At 70.4% G+C, this 16,555-nt stretch carries 17 protein-coding genes; 5 read left to right on the forward strand and 12 right to left on the reverse strand.

What is annotated here, in order from left to right:
• Positions 1-15 precede the first annotated feature (15 nt).
• On the reverse strand, positions 16-666 hold the full coding sequence (locus tag L3i22_RS37270) for an O-methyltransferase (RefSeq protein ID WP_221322159.1): 651 nt from the start codon (positions 664-666) through the stop codon (positions 16-18).
• A gap of 53 nt (positions 667-719) precedes the next feature.
• Here L3i22_RS37270 and L3i22_RS37275 point away from each other — a divergent pair, with 53 nt between their 5' ends.
• The gene (locus L3i22_RS37275; protein ID WP_221322160.1) at positions 720-1,016 is read left to right on the forward strand and encodes a hypothetical protein; all 297 of its coding nucleotides are present in this window, start codon (positions 720-722) and stop codon (positions 1,014-1,016) included.
• Between the two features lie 422 nt (positions 1,017-1,438).
• On the opposite strand, the gene L3i22_RS37280 is transcribed toward L3i22_RS37275, so the two are convergent.
• The 8 genes from L3i22_RS37280 to arc all read right to left on the reverse strand — a co-directional run bounded on the left by L3i22_RS37280 (position 1,439) and on the right by arc (position 10,034).
• Positions 1,439-1,633: a hypothetical protein gene (locus L3i22_RS37280; RefSeq protein ID WP_221322161.1), complete on the reverse strand. Its 195-nt coding sequence runs from the start codon at positions 1,631-1,633 to the stop codon at positions 1,439-1,441.
• Positions 1,634-1,658: 25 nt separating this feature from the next.
• Positions 1,659-3,017, reverse strand: coding sequence for a Pup--protein ligase (pafA, locus tag L3i22_RS37285; protein WP_221322162.1), 1,359 nt, complete (start codon positions 3,015-3,017; stop codon positions 1,659-1,661).
• Between the two features lie 166 nt (positions 3,018-3,183).
• Entirely contained in the window at positions 3,184-3,978 is a 795-nt protein-coding gene (gene prcA, locus L3i22_RS37290; RefSeq protein WP_221322163.1) for a proteasome subunit alpha, read from the reverse strand.
• A gap of 32 nt (positions 3,979-4,010) precedes the next feature.
• On the reverse strand, positions 4,011-4,853 hold the full coding sequence (gene prcB, locus L3i22_RS37295; RefSeq protein WP_221322164.1) for a proteasome subunit beta: 843 nt from the start codon (positions 4,851-4,853) through the stop codon (positions 4,011-4,013).
• Positions 4,854-5,050: 197 nt separating this feature from the next.
• Positions 5,051-5,266, reverse strand: coding sequence for a ubiquitin-like protein Pup (locus L3i22_RS37300; protein ID WP_221322165.1), 216 nt, complete (start codon positions 5,264-5,266; stop codon positions 5,051-5,053).
• Between the two features lie 98 nt (positions 5,267-5,364).
• Entirely contained in the window at positions 5,365-6,882 is a 1,518-nt protein-coding gene (gene dop / locus L3i22_RS37305) for a depupylase/deamidase Dop (protein ID WP_370644274.1), read from the reverse strand.
• Positions 6,883-6,929: 47 nt separating this feature from the next.
• Positions 6,930-8,192 (reverse strand): acyltransferase, encoded by a 1,263-nt coding sequence (locus tag L3i22_RS37310; protein WP_221322166.1) that lies wholly within the window; start codon positions 8,190-8,192, stop codon positions 6,930-6,932.
• A 60-nt stretch (positions 8,193-8,252) separates the two neighbouring features.
• On the reverse strand, positions 8,253-10,034 hold the full coding sequence (gene arc, locus L3i22_RS37315) for a proteasome ATPase (RefSeq protein WP_221322167.1): 1,782 nt from the start codon (positions 10,032-10,034) through the stop codon (positions 8,253-8,255).
• 174 nt (positions 10,035-10,208) lie between these two features.
• Between arc and L3i22_RS37320 the strand changes: the two genes are divergently transcribed.
• Positions 10,209-10,499 (forward strand): ferredoxin, encoded by a 291-nt coding sequence (locus L3i22_RS37320; protein WP_221322168.1) that lies wholly within the window; start codon positions 10,209-10,211, stop codon positions 10,497-10,499.
• A gap of 7 nt (positions 10,500-10,506) precedes the next feature.
• Here L3i22_RS37320 and L3i22_RS37325 read toward each other — a convergent pair whose 3' ends face one another.
• From L3i22_RS37325 to L3i22_RS37335, 3 genes are all read right to left on the reverse strand, one after another.
• A complete protein-coding gene (locus L3i22_RS37325) occupies positions 10,507-11,097 on the reverse strand; it encodes a hypothetical protein (protein WP_221322169.1) in 591 nt (196 codons plus the stop codon).
• A 64-nt stretch (positions 11,098-11,161) separates the two neighbouring features.
• Positions 11,162-12,115 (reverse strand): tRNA (adenine-N1)-methyltransferase, encoded by a 954-nt coding sequence (locus tag L3i22_RS37330; protein WP_221322170.1) that lies wholly within the window; start codon positions 12,113-12,115, stop codon positions 11,162-11,164.
• A gap of 21 nt (positions 12,116-12,136) precedes the next feature.
• Positions 12,137-13,288 (reverse strand): site-2 protease family protein, encoded by a 1,152-nt coding sequence (locus L3i22_RS37335; RefSeq protein ID WP_221322171.1) that lies wholly within the window; start codon positions 13,286-13,288, stop codon positions 12,137-12,139.
• Between the two features lie 100 nt (positions 13,289-13,388).
• Here L3i22_RS37335 and L3i22_RS37340 point away from each other — a divergent pair, with 100 nt between their 5' ends.
• The 3 genes from L3i22_RS37340 (at position 13,389) to L3i22_RS37350 (ending at position 16,449) form a co-directional block, all read left to right on the forward strand.
• Complete coding sequence (locus L3i22_RS37340) at positions 13,389-14,621, forward strand: PD-(D/E)XK nuclease family protein (RefSeq protein WP_370644275.1); 1,233 nt, start codon at positions 13,389-13,391, stop codon at positions 14,619-14,621.
• A 324-nt stretch (positions 14,622-14,945) separates the two neighbouring features.
• Complete coding sequence (locus L3i22_RS37345) at positions 14,946-15,626, forward strand: response regulator transcription factor (protein ID WP_255657461.1); 681 nt, start codon at positions 14,946-14,948, stop codon at positions 15,624-15,626.
• A gap of 316 nt (positions 15,627-15,942) precedes the next feature.
• Positions 15,943-16,449, forward strand: a complete 507-nt coding sequence (locus L3i22_RS37350) for a hypothetical protein (protein WP_255657462.1) — start codon at positions 15,943-15,945, stop codon at positions 16,447-16,449.
• Positions 16,450-16,555: the final 106 nt, after the last annotated feature.

Here is a 16,555-nt window from a genome sequence, read left to right on the forward strand (position 1 = left end):
GGTTGCAGAAAAGGATCAATCCCGCTTGCGTACGAGAGTGACCCCGTCCCGCACCGGCAGCATCACCGACTCGACCCGGGCGTCGCGGACGATCCGGTCGTTGAGCTCCGCGATCGCCCGGTCGGCCGGATCGCTCGGGCTCAGCACCCGGCCCCCGCGCAGCACGTTGTCCAGCGCGAGCAGCCCACCCGGCCGCAACCGGGTGACCAGCTCCTCGTAGTACTGCGGGTAGCCGATCTTGTCGGCGTCGACGAACGCGAAGTCGATCACCGGGTCGGGGGCGAGCGCGCGCAGCGTCTCGATCGCCGGCGCGAGCCGCAGCTCGATCCGGTCCGCCAGGCCGGCCCGCGCCCAGTACTCCCGGGCGACCTTGGTCCACTCCGGAGACACGTCGCAGGCCAGCAGCCGGCCGCCGGGCTGCAGGCCGCGGGCGATACAGATCGACGAATAGCCGGTGAAGACGCCGAGCTCGACCGCGTACCGCACCCCGGTCAGCTTGACCAGCATGGTGAGCAGGGTGCCCTCGTCCGCGCCGACCTGCATGCCGGCGTACTCCGGCGGCAGCGAGGCCCGGGTCTCCGCGGCCAGCTCGCGCAGCAGATCGTCGACCGGCTCGCTGTGGGCCAGCAGGTATTCACCGATGCCCGGCCCCAGAATCTGCGTCATACCACGCAGCCTGCCCCAAACCCGGCGCGCACGCCAGGATTACGCTGCGCATCATGCTGCGCAGTCGCCTCGCCCGGATCCGCTCGCTCCAGGCAAACCTCTCCCTCTGGGCGGAGGACGATCCGCGCACGCAGGAGACCCGGCTGCGGCTGGCCCGGGTCTACCAGGACCATCAGGACGGGGACACGGATCGGGAGCGCTGGGACGAGCTCGCGGCCATCGAGATCGAGCGGGTCATCGAGAGCCGCACGCGCACACTCGGCCCGGACCACCCGGCGACGCTCGAGGCCCGGCGCCTGGCACCGCACGACCTCAACCGGAAGCCGGCGGAGGAGAACCCCCAGCCGTGACCGACCCGCGCGGCCCCGACCCCGCGCCCCGCGCCGGTCCGACCCACGCCGCGCTGCTCCGACCCATGCCGCGCCGGTCCGACCCACGCCGCGCTGCTCCGATCCGGCGCCGGCCGCACGGCCTCGGTCGGCCGTGAAGGCTCTCTCCGGGTCGGCGAGACAGCCCAGCACCAGCTGAGCGGGAGGCGCGGCTGAGCCGGGAGGCGCGGACCGGCTTGCGGGGTCCTTTGAAACCGCAACCACCCACGGACGTCGCCCTGGAGGGCCTCGCGTTCTGGGCGCCCCGGCGCCCTTGCGAGGCCCGGAAGGGTCCCCGCGGGAGCGGCGATCAGTTATTGGCCGCAGCCGAGGCAATGAAGATCTTGAAGTTGATCTCACGAATTTCCGGCGACCGGGCCCGTTCCGCGGTGATCCGCCGGCGGCTACTTCGTGATGATCAGATAGACCCAGCCGGCCAGGAACAGGGCGAGCAGCAGGGCCATTGCCCAGGTCGGCACGAGGTGGCGACCGTGGCGCGACTGCTGGATCTGGTTGCGGATCCGCTCGCGGCGGCGGTCATAGCGGCTCTTGCGGAAGCGCGCGTCGGGATCGGGCTGGCCGGGGTGGGACGATGTCATAGCCCGGCCAGCCTATCTCCCGGCGTCACATGCTCGCGATGAGCCTCTCCACACGCTCGTCGTAGGCGCGGAACGGGTCCTTGCAGAGGACGGTCCGCTGCGCCTGGTCGTTGAGCTTGAGGTGGACCCAGTCGACCGTGAAGTCGCGGCGCTTCTCCTGGGCGTGCTTGATGAACTCGCCGCGCAGGCGGGCCCGGGTGGTCTGCGGCGGGGTTTCCTTGGCCTCGTAGATCTGCAGGTCGTTGGCGATCCGGTCGACCTGCTTGCGCTTCTCCATCAGCGCGTAGAGGCCGCGGCCGCGGCGGACGTCGTGGTACGCCAGGTCCAGCTGGGCGATCCGCGGGTGCGACATCGGGATGTCGTGCTTGGCCTGGTACCGCTCGATCAGCTTGTACTTCGACACCCAGTCGATCTCGCGGGCGACCGGGTCCAGGTTCTCGCTCTCGATCGCGTCGAGGACCCGGCCCCAGAGCTCGACGACCCGCTTGGCGACCGGGTCGCCGCCGCGGCGCTCGACGAACTCGATGGCCTTCGACAGGTACTCCCGCTGGATGTCCAGCGCGGAGACCTCCTTGTTGTTCGCCAGGCGGATCTTGCGGCGGCCGGTGATGTCGTGGCTGACCTCGCGGATCGCCCGGATCGGGTTCTCCAGCGAGAGGTCGCGCATCACCACGCCGGCCTCGATCATGCGCAGCACGATGTCCGCGCTGCCGACCTTCAGCAGCGTGGTGACCTCGTTCATGTTCGAGTCGCCGACGATCACGTGCAGGCGCCGGTACCGCTCGGCGTCGGCGTGCGGCTCGTCGCGGGTGTTGATGATCGGGCGGCTGCGGGTGGTGGCGCTGGAGACGCCCTCCCAGATGTGCTCGGCACGCTGGGAGAGGCAGAAGACCGCGCCGCGCGGGGTCTGCAGCACCTTGCCGGCGCCGCAGATCAGTTGCCGGGTGACCAGGAACGGAATGAGCACATCGGCCAGGCGGCCGAACTCACCGTGGCGGCTGACCAGATAGTTCTCGTGGCAGCCGTAGGAGTTGCCGGCGGAGTCGGTGTTGTTCTTGAAGAGGTAGATCTCCCCCGCGATGCCCTCGTCGTGCAGACGCTTCTCCGCGTCGACGAGCAGGCCCTCGAGAATCCGCTCGCCGGCCCGGTCGTGGGCGACCAGGTCGGTGACGGAGTCACATTCGGGAGTCGCGTACTCCGGGTGGGAACCGACATCGAGGTAGAGCCGGGCGCCGTTACGAAGAAAGACGTTGCTGCTGCGTCCCCACGACACCACTCGGCGGAACAGGTAGCGGGCCACCTCGTCCGGCGACAGCCGCCGCTGTCCCCGATAGGTGCACGTGACTCCGTACTCGGTCTCGAGGCCGAAAATTCGCCGTTCCATGACAAGACACTAGCCGCATCCGGGGCGCATTGGCAGCCACCACGGGGCTCTAAGAATCAGGCTCGCCGTCGCTTGTGGTGCTCGCGGGAGCACTACCAGCAACGGAAACGGGCACGGCTCCAGGAGCCGTGCCCGTTTCCTTCGCACTTCGCCGCGGGGTGCGGCCCTACTCGGTGTCCTCCGAGGCGGCCGACTCGGTCGGCTTGGCGTCGGCCGGCGCCGGCGGGGCGGCGTCGGTCTCGCCGAGGTCGGCGTCCGCCACCTCTTCGTGGCCGAGCAGCGTCGTCAGCGTCGTGTCGGCGAGCCGGCGGAACGTGCGGCCGACCCGGCGGCGGTCCAGCACCGCGACCTCGAGCTGCTTCGCCCCGAGGGTGCGGGTCTGGCCGTTCTCCCCACCGACGCTGCCCAGCGCCTCGGCGGCCAGGCCGAGCGCGGTGTTCAGGTCGGCGTTGACGTCGTGCCGCTCGCGCAGCACGCCGGCGATCGCCTCGGCCTGGCCGCCCATGGCCATGAAGCCCGGCTCGTCCAGGGCCGAGCCGTCGTACATGATCCGGTAGAGCTCGTCCTGCTCCGGGGTGGCGCCGACCTGCGCGATGCAGATCTCCACCTCGTACGGCTTCTGCGTCTCCGAGAAGATCGCGCCGAGCGTCTGCGTGTACGCGTTCGCCAGCGCCCGCCCGGTCACGTCGCGCCGGTCGTAGGTCAGGCCGATCGTGTCGGCCATCCGCACGCCGGCCCGCCGCAGGCTCTCGAACTCGTTGTACCGCCCGACGGCGGCGAACGCGATCCGGTCGTAGATCTCGCTGATCTTGCGCAGGGTGGTGATGTTCTCGGCGACGAGCAGGATGCCGCCCTCGTACGACAGGACCACGGCCGAGCGGCCGCGGGCGATGCCCTTGCGGGCGTACTCCGAGCGGTCGCGCTGGACCTGCTCGGGCGATGCGTAGAACTGCATGGCCACGGGTGGCTACTCCTTCTCTCGGTAGGCGCGGATCAACCGCCCGGGTTCTCCATGCGTCCGGAGATGACCTGCTCGGCCACCATGGCGATGTCCGCGTCGCTGAGCCGATGAGTGCCGTTCACCGTCGCGGACATCACCACCGGGAAGATCTTGCGGGTGAGGTCGGGGCCGCCGGTCGCGGTGTCGTCGTCGGCCGCGTCGTAGAGCGCCTCGACGGCGAGCCGGACGGCGTCCTCGGTGCTCACGCCGATGCGGTACTTCTTCTTCAGCGCGGACTTGGCGAACAGCGAGCCGGAGCCGATCGCCTCGTAGCCGGTCTCCTCGTAGAGGCCGCCGGCCACGTCGAAGCTGAAGATCCGCCCGGCGTGCACGCCCTCGGCCGGGGCCAGGTCGAAGCCGGCGAAGAGCGGGACCACGGCCAGGCCCTGCATCGCCGCGCCCAGGTTGCCCCGGACCATCGCGGCCAGCCGGTTCGCCTTGCCGTCGAGCGAGAGCATGGCGCCCTCGGTCTTCTCGTAGTGCTCGAGCTCCACCTGGAACAGGCGGATCAGCTCGATGCCGATGCCGGCGGTGCCGGCGATGCCGATCAGGGAGTAGGCATCCGCGGGGTGGACCTTCTTGATGTCCCGGCTGGCGATCAGGTTCCCCATGGTCGCCCGGCGGTCACCGGCCATCACGACACCCTCGGCCGTCGCGATCGCGACGATCGTGGTGCCGTGCGGGGCGACGTCACCCGCGTGGAGGCCCGGAGGCAGCGGCCGCCGGCCCGGCAGCAGTTCGGGGTGCGCCGCGCTCAGGAACTGCGTGAAGGAGGACGTCCCCGTGTTGAGAAAGAAATCCGGAAGTCGCCCGGATGGATCAAAGCCCGTCGCCACGTGGTTCCTTTCAGATACGTGATCGCACCGGCGCGGAAGGGCCGCCGCTGCGGTTGATGCACCATATCCCGCACACCCATCCAGTGCGATGATCTTAGATTCTCGTGTTGCCGATTCTCCGGTGTCCCGATCCGCTATGAGAGCCGGGCGCCCGCGATGGGCGCCCGGAACACCGATTTAGAATCGGACAATTAGGTCTACTCGCCGCCTTTTTGCACGTACCCGCGAACGAACTCTTCCGCGTTCTCTTCCAGAACGGAGTCGATCTCGTCCAGCAGATCGTCGACGTCCTCGGTGATCTCCGCGTGCCGCTCGGCGACCTCCGGGTTGGCCTCGACGGTGACGTCCTCGACCTCCTGGTTGCTGGAGCTCCGGTCGCTCTGCGACTGACCACCTGTGTCTCGGGTTGCCATGGATGTCCCCCTTCTCAGCCCCCGAAGCTCTGCAACATCGGGTATGGAAAACCTACCTCGCCCCTGTGACGAAACACCCCGCCGCAACGGGTGTTTTATTACCGACTCGTGATCACCTCGAGCAGGTCCTTGGCGCTCTCACAGGTGTCGAACAGGGCGCCGACGTGCTTCTTCGTGCCGCGCTCCGGCTCCATCATCGGCACCCGCACGAGGGACTCCCGCCCGATATCGAAGATCACCGAATCCCAGCTGGCGGCGACCACTTCGGAGGCGTACTGCGCGAGGCAGCGGCCGCGGAAGTAGGCCCGGGTGTCCTCCGGCGGGTCGTACATCGCCCGCTGCACGTCGTCCGGCGCCAGCAGGGTCTTCATCGACCCCCGGGCGACCAGGCGGTGGTAGAGGCCCTTCTCCGGGCGGACGTCCGAGTACTGCAGGTCGACCAGCTGCAGCTTCGGCGAGGACCAGGTCAGGTTCTCCCGCTCGCGGTAGCCCTCGAGCAGCCGCAGCTTGGCCACCCAGTCCAGGGTGTCCGAGCAGAGCATCGGGTCGCGGCCGAGCTTGTCGAGCGCGTCCTCCCACCGGTCGAGCACGTCGGTGGTCTGCTCGTCGACGTCGGTGCCGTAGCGCTCCTCGACGAACGCCTTGGCCCGCTCGAAGTAGGCCCACTGCAGGTCGAGCGCGGTGAGCCGGCGGCCGTCGCGCAGCCGCATCAGGTGCTTCAGCGTCGGGTCGTGGCTGACCGACTTGAGCTCGCTGACCGGGTCGGCGATGCCGAGCTCGCCGGTGAACACCTTCTCCTCGATCATGTTGAGCACCAGCGAGGTGGTGCCCATCTTGAGGTAGGAGGCGATCTCGGACAGGTTCGCGTCCCCGATGATCACGTGCAGCCGGCGGTACTTGTCGGCGTCGGCGTGCGGCTCGTCGCGGGTGTTGATGATCGGCCGCTTGAGCGTGGTCTCCAGGCCGACCTCGACCTCGAAGAAGTCGGCGCGCGAGGAGAGCTGGAAGCCCGAGCCGCTGCCGTCCTGCCCCAGGCCGACCCGGCCGACGCCGGTGAAGATCTGCCGGGTGACGAAGAACGGCGTGAGGTGGGCGACGATGTCGGCGAACGGGGTCTGCCGGCGCATCAGGTAGTTCTCGTGCGACCCGTACGACGCGCCCTTGTTGTCGGTGTTGTTCTTGTACAGCTGGATGCGGTGCGCGCCGGGGATGGTGGCGGCCCGCCGGGACGCCTCGGCCATCACCCGTTCGCCCGCCTTGTCCCACTTCACCACGTCCAGCGGGTTGGTGCACTCGGGCGTGCTGTACTCCGGGTGGGCGTGGTCGACGTAGAGCCGTGCTCCGTTGGTCAGTATCACGTTGGCCAGGCCCAGGTCCTCGTCGGCCAGGGCCTCGGCCGGGTCGTACGCCGCGCCGGAGTAGGTGAACCCCCGGGCGTCGCGCAGCGGTGACTCCTCCTCGTAGTCCCAGCGGGCACGCTGTCCCCGGTTCAGCTCCGGGCGGGCACCGTAGGCGTTCACCACCTGGGAGGAGGTCACCATCGGGTTGGCTCCGGGCTGACCGGGCACCGAAATGCCGTACTCGACCTCGGTCCCCATAATCCGTCGAACGCTCATGCGACCACCCTGTCCGCCACGAAGCCAAGCCTGCTCATGCATCGAGCCTAGACGCTCTCACGTTGCTTTCCGAAGCTGCCCGTGCTCGGTGTGCCACCTTCCGTGGTGGAGTCGATCACCGGAGTGTCCGGCCCGAACCGCTCGTCGAGCCACTCCCGGACCCGCCGGCCGAGCCGCTGCCCGGGACGTTCCACGAGGTGGAAGCTCGCCCAGGCGGCCAGCAGCGTGCCCGCGACGAACGCCACGCCGATCGCCGCCGGGTGCCCGCGCAGCAGATGCGACGCCACCACGAGCACCGGCATGTGCAAGAGGTACACCGAGTAGCTGATCACGCCGAGCCAGGTCAGGAAGCCCGGAACGGCCCGGTGGCGGACCAGGAAGGCGGCGCCGAACGTGCCGGCGACGGCGGCCGCGGTCGTGCAGTCGCGCACCAGCTGGGTGCCGTTCAGCAGCCACTGGTTCCCGCCCACCACGGCCATGACCAGGGCCAGCACCGCTACCGCGGGCCGGGCGCCGAGCTGCCGGTGCTGGGCGCGGTAGACGACCGTGCCGGCGAACATCACCGCGATCAGCAGGATCGCGCCGCTGGACGAGCCGGCGGTGGCGTACCGGGTCGGCTGCCCGTTCAGCATCGGAAGAAAAACCATGCCGAGGCCGGCCAGGGCGGCAATTCGCACGGCCGTCCGATTTCCCCCGAGGTACGCCGTAAGGCTCCCGACAACCACAACGGCCAGCGCCACCGCGGTCGGGCGCGGCCCGGGGAACAGCCCGTTCGGCAGCTCCCGCCCGGCGATCAGCGCGATCAGCGCCAGCCCGGCCGCCCACCACGCGCTGTCCCGGTGCCGCCGCCACCCGAACAGCCCCGCCACGATCAGGTAGAACGTCATCTCGTAGGAGAGCGTCCAGAACGGACGTACCACGCCGCGCAGCCCGAGCAGGTCCGCGAGCATGGTGGCGTGCCCGAGCACCGACGCGGTCGTCTCGGTGTGGACGGTCCCGGGCAGCCGGTGCCAGCCGGCCGCGGCGAGCAGCAGCCCGGCCGCCGTGGCCAGCAGGAACGCCGGGTAGATGCGGAAGATCCGGCCGGCCCAGAACCGGCGCAGCGAGCCGTGCCGTTCCAGGGACATCGGGATGACGTAGCCGCTGACCAGGAAGAAGAGCAGGACGCCGTACCGGCCCAGGTCGAAGTGCCGGTAGACGGCCAGGTGCCGGTCGAGGCCGATCACGGTCGGGCTGAGGTGGAAGAGGGCGACCACCGCGGCGGCGAACCCGCGGAGCGCGTCGAGCCAGGTCAGGCGGGATCGGATCACACGGGGTAGAACGAGCACGAGGGTGACGGGGAAACCCCGCCACCCTCGCTCTACATCGCGTTACAGGTACTGACCGGTGTTCGACGCGGTCTCGATGGACCGGCCGGCCTCGGCGCCCTTGCCGCCGGAGACGAGCGTGCGGATGTAGACGATCCGCTCGCCCTTCTTGCCGGAGATCCGGGCCCAGTCATCCGGGTTGGTGGTGTTCGGCAGGTCCTCGTTCTCCCGGAACTCGTCGACGCAGCTGTCCAGCAGGTGCTGCAGTCGGAGCCCCTTCTTGCCCGAGGTGAGGAACTCCTTGATCGCCATCTTCTTGCCGCGGTCGACGATGTTCTGGATCATCGCGCCGGAGTTGAAGTCCTTGAAGTACAGGACCTCCTTGTCACCGTTGGCGTAGGTGACCTCGAGGAAGCGGTTCTCCTCGGTCTCCGTGTACATCCGCAGCACGACCGCCTCGATCATCGCGGCGACCGTCGCGTCCCGGTTGCCGCCGTGCTCGGTGAGGTCGTCCCCACTGAGCGGCAGCTCCGACAGGATGTACTTGGCGAAGATGTCCTTCGCGGCCTCGGCGTCCGGACGCTCGATCTTGATCTTCACATCGAGACGGCCGGGGCGCAGGATCGCCGGGTCGATCATGTCTTCCCGGTTCGACGCGCCGATGACGATCACGTTCTCCAGGCCCTCGACGCCGTCGATCTCGCTGAGGAGCTGGGGAACGATCGTGTTCTCCACGTCGGAGGAGACACCGGAGCCACGGGTCCGGAAGATCGAGTCCATCTCGTCGAAGAACACGATCACCGGAGTGCCCTCGCCGGCCTTCTCCCGGGCCCGCTGGAAGACCAGGCGGATGTGCCGCTCGGTCTCACCCACGTACTTGTTCAGCAGCTCCGGGCCCTTGATGTTGAGGAAGTAGCTGGTGTGCTTCTCCTCGCCACGTCGCTCGGCGATCTTCTTGGCCAGCGAGTTGGCCACCGCCTTGGCGATCAGGGTCTTGCCGCAGCCGGGCGGGCCGTAGAGCAGGATGCCCTTCGGCGGGCGCAACTGGTGCTCCCGGAACAGGTCGGCGTGCAGGAACGGCAGCTCCACCGCGTCGCGGATCTGCTCGATCTGGGAGTGCAGGCCACCGATGTCGGAGTAGTCGACGTCGGGCACCTCCTCCAGCACGAGCTCCTCGACCTCGCTCTTCGGGATCCGCTCGTAGGCGTAAGCCGAGCGGGGCTCGATCATGAGCGAGTCGCCGGCGCGCAACTTGGTGATCTCGAGCGAGTCGGCGAGGAACACGATGCGCTCCTCGTCGGCGTGCGACACCACCAGCGCCCTGTCGCGGGGGCCGCCGGACGGGTTGTCCAGCACCTCCTTGAGCAGGACGACCTCGCCGGTGCGCTCGAACCCGAACGCGTCGACGACGTTGAGCGCGTCGTTCAGCAGGACCTCCTGGCCCCGCTGGAGCTCTTCCACCGCGAGCGACGGCGAGACCGCCACCCGCAGCTTGCGGCCGCCGGTGAACACGTCCACCGTGCCGTCCTCGTGAGCGGACAGGAAAACGCCGTAGCCGCTGGGCGGCTGGGCGAGCCGGTCAATCTCTTCCTTGAGAGTGACGATCTGGGCGCGGGCTTCCTTGAGGGTCGCCACGAGCCGCTCGTTGTTCTCGGTCACTCGGGCCAGCTGCGCCTGCGTTGCCGCAAGCCGTTCCTCGAGCTGCCGGACGTGTCGGGGGCTCTCGGTCAACTTCCTCCGCACCAGAGCGAGTTCCTCTTGCAGGAACGCGACCTGGCTGGAGAGATCGTTGGCCTCTTTCTCCCATCGTGCGGCGCGGGAGTCCGCTTCGTCGCTACGTGCCACGTCCCACCTCCCCGGGGGGCTTGAACGTCCTGGCTCAACATTAGCTGCTGCGGGGCGGATTTCATCCCATGCAACACCCTCGTCACCGACTCTTGATCGATTGGTGCGACCGCCCATGAGCCGGTCGGACAGGGTTCGGGTACCGTCGGCGCCAACCAGTTGTGGGAGGTAGGGGTGTCGTCAGACACTGATGAGCTGCAGGTCTGGGTCGATCAGGACTTGTGCACCGGGGACGGACTCTGCGTGCAATACGCGCCGGATGTCTTCGAGTTGGACATCGACGGCCTGGCGTATGTGAAGGATAAATCGGGCGAGTTGCTCCAAAATCCGGGCGTACGCACCTACGTACCGAAAAATTTGGTCCTGGAAGTCATCGATTCCGCCAAGGAATGCCCGGGTGACTGTATCCACGTCGTGCGAACCGAGGATGACGTGGAAGTGGCCGGCCCGGACGCCGACGCTTAGCCAGGCCTCACAGGGTGGGGCGTCCCACCAGGGACGCCACCACCCGGGAGAATTCCTCCAGCCGGGCGATCTGACCCGGGCCGCCGTCGTCCAGCGTCTTGCCGAACCGCAGGGCGTCGTGGCGCAGCGGCGCGCGGCCCTCCTCCTCGGCCAGCCCGGGCGGCGGCACCGCGTCGTCCACCGAGCTGAGCAGCAGGTAGACGTCGATGCTGTCGACCCGGGCCTGCCCGGTGGTGGTCCGGGTGAGCCGCCGCCGGCAGCCCACCTCGGTGATCGTGGAGAGCGGCACCACCCGCAGCGACGAGGTCATCGACCCGACCGGGCCGTCCCCGGGCGCCACGTCCTCGCCGTGCCAGAGCACCAGCCGGCTGCCGTCGCAGACGACGACCTCCTGCCAGACCCCGTTCACCTCGTTGACGAAGCGTTCCAGGGTGAAGCAGAGCACCGAGGCCCCGCGCAGCACGCCGAACAGGGCCTCCAGGGCCACGTCGGGGTCGCGCAGGTACGCCCTGGCGGCGGAGTCCAGGTCCGGATAGGGCGACCAGTCCGGGAACACCGCCGGCATCTCGTTGCTACCGCCGAACGGTGGAGAACTCATCGCGCCCACTCCCCTTGCCCCCCATCGATGCCTGAAGGAAAACTACCGGACCGCACGGGTCCGGTCACTCCCCGGAGGTGTCCTCCCGATCCTCACGTTCGATCGCGGCGGCGAGCGCGGCCTGAGCGGCGCGCTTCAACTGGTACGCCTCGGCGCCCTTGCTGGGCTTGCGCCGGCGCACCGGCGCGGTGACCCCGGGCGCGAGCTTGCGCGAGGACACCAGGAACGCGGTGTGCGCGATCATCCGGTGGTCCGGGCGGACCGCCAGGCCGTCGGCGTGCCAGTCCCGGATCAGCGACTCCCAGGCCCGCGGCTCGGTCCAGCCGCCGCGCTCGCGCAGCGCCTCGACCAGCTCGGACAGCTGCGGGGTGGTCGCCACGTAGCCGATGAAGACGCCGCCCGGGATCAGCGACTTCTCCACCATGTCGAGGGCTTCCCACGGGGTCAGCATGTCCAGCACGATGCGGTCGAAACCATCGATCCCGTTGCCGGCCACGTCGCCCTCGTGCAGGTGCCAGGCCGGGTGCGGGCCGCCGAAGAACGCCTCGACGTTCTTCCGGGCGATCGCCGCGAAGTCCGGCCGCAGCTCGTAGCTGTGCACCTCGCCGGTCTCGCCGACCGCGCGCAGCAGCGAGCAGGTCAGCGCGCCCGAGCCGGCGCCCGCCTCGAGCACCTTGGCACCCGGGAAGACGTCGCCCATCGCGACGATCTGCGCCGCGTCCTTCGGGTAGATCACCTGCGCGCCGCGCGGCATGGACAGCACGTAGTCGCTGAGCAGCGGCCGCAGCGCCAGGTACTGGGTGCCGCTGGCCGCGGTGATCACGCTGCCGTCCGGCAGGCCGATGAGGGCGTCGTGCTCCAGCGCGCCGCGGTGGGTGTGGAACGCCTTGCCGGGCTCCAGCACGATCGTGTGCATCCGCCCCTTGGGGTCGGTGAGCTGGACACGGTCACCCACCCGGAACGGGCCGCCATGGGCCGGGACGTGCTCTTCGACAGCGGTGGCCGGAGTCGTGGTCACTAACTCTTCTCTCAGTTCTCGTCAGGTGCGTTGCGGCCGCCGCGGCTCGAGGACCGCGGCGACGTCGGCGACCCGCAGGACGCCGACAACATCCTCGCCTGCCGTCACCAGGTACTGCGCACCCGGGTGGGCCTGCAGCGCACGCACCACCTGCTCGCCGGTGAGGCTCACCGGCAGACTGGTCAGCCCGTCCCGGGAGCGGGACACGCTCTCCACGCTCACCCAGGGCCGCCGGTCGACCGGCACCCGCTCGGCGGCGACCGGATCGACCAGAGCGGTGAGGCTACCCCCCGAGTCGGCGACCGCCAGCACCACGTCCGGCCGGGGGTCCTCGGCCCGGCGCCGCTGCGCCTCGCCGAGCGGCGTGCCGGCCGGCACCTTCAGCAGCGGACGCGCCAGCTGACCGAGATCGATCAGCGGGAACCGGCCCGTCATCCGGCCCAGCCGGATCGACTGCCCGGCGCCGTGCCACAGCGTCAGCGTGACCAGCAGCACAAAAACCATGCCAAACAAGGTCAAAAGCCCGATTTGGTACGCCGCCAGCACCGCGACCGCCGTGCCGAACGCCAGCACCCGCCCCGCCCAGCCGGCCACCACGGTCGCCCGGTTCCGGTCCTTGAGCAGCGCCCACATCCCGGCGCGCAACGCCCGGCCACCGTCCAGCGGCAGCCCCGGGAGCACGTTGAAGACCGCCACCAGCACGTTGCTGACCGCCAGCTGGAACGCGATCTGCCCGGGCACGGTGTCCTCCGGCAGGACCAGCGCGGCGCCGGTGGCCACCCCGCCGAGCAGCAACGACACCAGCGGCCCGGCCAGCGACACCAGCGCGTCCACCCGCGGGGTCGGCGCGTCCCGCTCCATCTCGGTCCAGCCGCTCAGCAGCTCGAGAGTGATCCGGCGCACGCCGATCCCGTTGCGGCGGGCGATCACCGCGTGACCGAGTTCGTGCAGCAGCACCGAGCCGAGCAGACAGGCCACGAAACCCAGCCCGATCAGGTACGCCCAGGGCTGCTCCAGCCCGAGCTCAGCGCGCGCATAGTTGCCGTAAACGACCGTGACCAGCACCGCGAGCAGTAACATCGAGCCGTTCGCATGCACCGGGATGCCCAGCACATGCCCCACCGGCCGCCCACCACCCGGCGCCGGGGCGCTCCGCGTCGCGCTGTCCTCCATCCGCCTGATGCTACGGACCCGCCGCATTCCGCGTGGATCTTGATCGACGGGTGCGGGTGTCCCGGCGTTTTCGTCGTACCCCTGGCCTAGCCTGGCTGGCATGACGGCGTTCTCTCCCCCGCAGCCCCGCCCCGGTGCTCCGACCCCCGCGTCCCCCGCCACCTCCGCCGGGCGCCCCGGTCTGGGCGACCGGCCGGCCGGGCCGTCGCTGTCCCCCTCACGCGCCGCCGACTTCAAGACCTGTCCGCTGCTGTTCCGCTTCCGCACCATCGACAAGCTGCCCGAACAGGCCTCCGCCGACCAGGTCCGGGGCACGCTGGTGCACGCGGTGCTGGAGCGGCTGTTCGACCTGCCCGCCGGCGACCGGACCCCGGAGGCGGCGGCCGCCCTGGTCACCCCCGAGTGGGAACGCCTGGTCGGCAACGAGCCGGACCTTTCCGCCCTGTTCGCCGCGCCTCTCGCCGCCGGCGCGCCGCGGCCTTCCAAACCCCTTTCGGGTACGTCGTCGGCCCCCGCTGTGGGACACGCCACTGAACCCGTTCGTGACCCCTCGGCGGAGACCGCCGCCCCCGCCCCGGTGGTCACCCTCGCCGGTGACCTCGCGGCTTCGAGTGCGCTCGTTCCCGACCTCGCGGCTTCGGCTGCGCTCGTTCGTGATCCTGCGGCGGTGGCTGCCGAGATGGACGCCGCCGGGCAGATCGCGCTCGTCGACGCGCCGGCCGGGGCTGCCGAGGCGGCCCGGCTGGCCGCGTTCCTCACCAGCGCGCGGGACCTGCTCACCGGCTACTTCGCGGTCGAGGACCCGCAGCGCCTCGAGCCGGCCGAGCGCGAGACGCTGATCTCCACGATGATCGACGACGAGCTGCTGATCCGCGGCTACATCGACCGCCTCGACATCTCCCCCGCCGGCGACCTGCGCGTCGTCGACTACAAGACCGGCGGCGCCCCGCGCGAGGCGTTCGAGGGCCGCGCCCTGTTCCAGCTGAAGTTCTACGCCCTGGTCCTGTGGCGCACCCGGGGCGTGGTCCCGAGGGTCCTGCGCCTGCTCTATCTGAAGGACGCCGAGGTCCTCGACTACAGCCCGGACGCCGGCGAGCTGGAACGCTTCGAGCGCACCCTGATCGCCCTGTCCAACGCGGTCGAGCGAGCCAAGCGCGACCAGGACTTCCGCCCCAAGCCGAGCCGCCTCTGCGGTTGGTGCAACCACCAGGCCCTCTGCCCGGAGTTCGGCGGCACCCCACCCCCGTTCCCCACGTCCCCCACCGCCGGCACCCCCACCGACTCGGAACCCGACCGCCTCTCCACCCCGTCCCGGGACGGCGCCGTTGCCTGACCACCCGCCGCCGCCCACCGCAGCCCGGGCCGCACCGTCTCGCACCCCCGCGCCCTCGGGCCGGGCCGCGGCACTCCGCGAGCCGGCGCCCCCTGTCCGGGCCGCGCCTCCTCACGATCTCGCGCCCCCGGGCCGGGCCGCAGCACTCCGCACGCTCGCGCCCTTTGCCGGCCGGGCCGCGCCTCTTCACAGACCCGCACCCTCGGGCCAAGCGCTCGCGACCCTTGTCCGGGCCGGAGCGTGCCGCAGACCCGCGGCCGTTGTCCGGGCTGCGCCGTCGTCGGCAGGGCTGGGCGGGGAGCGGCTCGTTGGCCGGAGCGGGGTGTGGTGAGACCGATCCGGTTGTTGCTGGCGGATGCCTCGGCGTTGCAGCGGGCCGGGCTACGGTCAGTGCTGGGCGACTCGGCCGGCAGCGGAACGGAGCTGACCGTCGCTGGCGAGACCGGAGACGGCGGGGAAGCCGTCGAACTGGCCCGCCGCCTGCTCCCGGACGTCCTGATCGTGGACGCCGCGCTGCCCAGAATGGATGGCGCCGCGGTGGCCCGCGCGATCACCGCCGCCCGGCTGCCGGTCCGGGTACTCGTGATGACCGCCCGGGACAGCGACGACGAGCTCATCGAGATGATCGCCGCGGGCGCCGGCGGCTACCTGTGCAAGGACGCCCCGCAAGAGGAGCTGATCACCGCAATCCGCGCGGTAGCGGCCGGCGGCGCGGTGATCACCCCGCAGGTCCTGGCCCGAGCCCTCCCCCGCTTCATCGCAGCCGCCGCCAAACCGGACACCGGAGTCCCCGTCGACCTGACCACCCTCACCGGCCGGGAACGCGAAGTCCTGATCCACGTAGCCCGCGGCCACACCAACGCCGAGATCGCCGAGGCGCTGCAGGTCAGCGACACCACGGTGAAGACCCACGTCGGCCACATGCTGGCCAAGCTGCGCCTGCGCGACCGCACGCAGGCCGTAGTCCTGGCCTACGAAACCGGCCTGGTCAAACCCGGCAGCTGACCCCGCCGGCACACCCGCCACAGGCCCCCACCTCGCGGCACGAGCCTCCCCGTCACGGGGCCCCTCCTCACGGCAGAGCCCTCCCCACCGCAGAGCCCCGCCTCGCGACAGAGCCCACCCCGCGTAAAGGCCCCACCCACCAGGGGGCTGACCTCCACCGCCCATTGTCCCGGGAATCCGGAGATCGCGGGACGGGGCCTGTGGACAACTCCACGCTGTGGAAAACCCCTGCGGAGCCACATCAGAGGGATCCCCAGGTCAACCCTGGCGTCAATTTGGCCTTGCGTGACGTCACCCATGACGTCATAGTGGAGGCATGGACATGACGCCGTACCTCGAAGGGTTGCGTGCGGACCTTGCGGCCGCAGCCGCGCCCGGCGGCCCGGAGATCAGCCGGGCCGCGGAGCTCTTGAGCAATTCACTGGAGCCGTCCGCGCGGCTGGCGCTGCTCGAGGCGCTTTCCGACGCCGCCGCCGAGATCACCACCCGGCTTCACGACGCCACCGTCGAGGTGCGTCTGCGCGGGCGGGACGCGGATCTGGTCGTGACGCAGATCGCCGTGCCGGAGCCGGCCGTCGCGGCGCCGTCGCCTCCGCCGGCCGACGGCGGCGGCGATCTGGCCCGGCTCACCTTGCGCATGCCGGAGGCGCTGAAGACGCACGTCGAGCAGACGGCGGCGGCCGAGGGGGTCTCGGTCAACGCCTGGCTGGTGCGGGCGGTCATGTCCGCGGTCAGTCCGCGGCCGACTCCGCCCCCGCCGCCTCCGCCGCCGCCCGGCGGGACGTGGTCCGCGAAGCGGGTCACCGGCTACTTCCAGGCCTGACCCACAGCACCCGACCAGCGGCACCGCGCAGACCCAGCCCACTGCACCCAACCAGCGGCACCGCGCAGGCCCAGCCCACTGCACCCAACCAGCGGCACCGCGCAGG

Origin of the sequence: Actinoplanes sp. L3-i22 (genome assembly GCF_019704555.1) — a bacterium.
Classification (GTDB): domain Bacteria; phylum Actinomycetota; class Actinomycetes; order Mycobacteriales; family Micromonosporaceae; genus Actinoplanes.

Bases quoted from the DNA above. Each gene is read 5' to 3' on its own strand.
- L3i22_RS37270 (WP_221322159.1), bottom strand. From the start codon at position 666: ATGACGCAGATTCTGGGGCCGGGCATCGGTGAATACCTGCTGGCCCAC.
- L3i22_RS37275 (WP_221322160.1), top strand. From the start codon at position 720: ATGCTGCGCAGTCGCCTCGCCCGGATCCGCTCGCTCCAGGCAAACCTC.
- dop (WP_370644274.1), bottom strand. From the start codon at position 6,882: ATGAGCGTTCGACGGATTATGGGGACCGAGGTCGAGTACGGCATTTCG.
- L3i22_RS37350 (WP_255657462.1), top strand. From the start codon at position 15,943: ATGGACATGACGCCGTACCTCGAAGGGTTGCGTGCGGACCTTGCGGCC.
- L3i22_RS37335 (WP_221322171.1), bottom strand. From the start codon at position 13,288: ATGGAGGACAGCGCGACGCGGAGCGCCCCGGCGCCGGGTGGTGGGCGG.
- L3i22_RS37300 (WP_221322165.1), bottom strand. From the start codon at position 5,266: ATGGCAACCCGAGACACAGGTGGTCAGTCGCAGAGCGACCGGAGCTCC.
- L3i22_RS37325 (WP_221322169.1), bottom strand. From the start codon at position 11,097: ATGAGTTCTCCACCGTTCGGCGGTAGCAACGAGATGCCGGCGGTGTTC.
- L3i22_RS37280 (WP_221322161.1), bottom strand. From the start codon at position 1,633: ATGACATCGTCCCACCCCGGCCAGCCCGATCCCGACGCGCGCTTCCGC.
- pafA (WP_221322162.1), bottom strand. From the start codon at position 3,017: ATGGAACGGCGAATTTTCGGCCTCGAGACCGAGTACGGAGTCACGTGC.
- L3i22_RS37340 (WP_370644275.1), top strand. From the start codon at position 13,389: ATGACGGCGTTCTCTCCCCCGCAGCCCCGCCCCGGTGCTCCGACCCCC.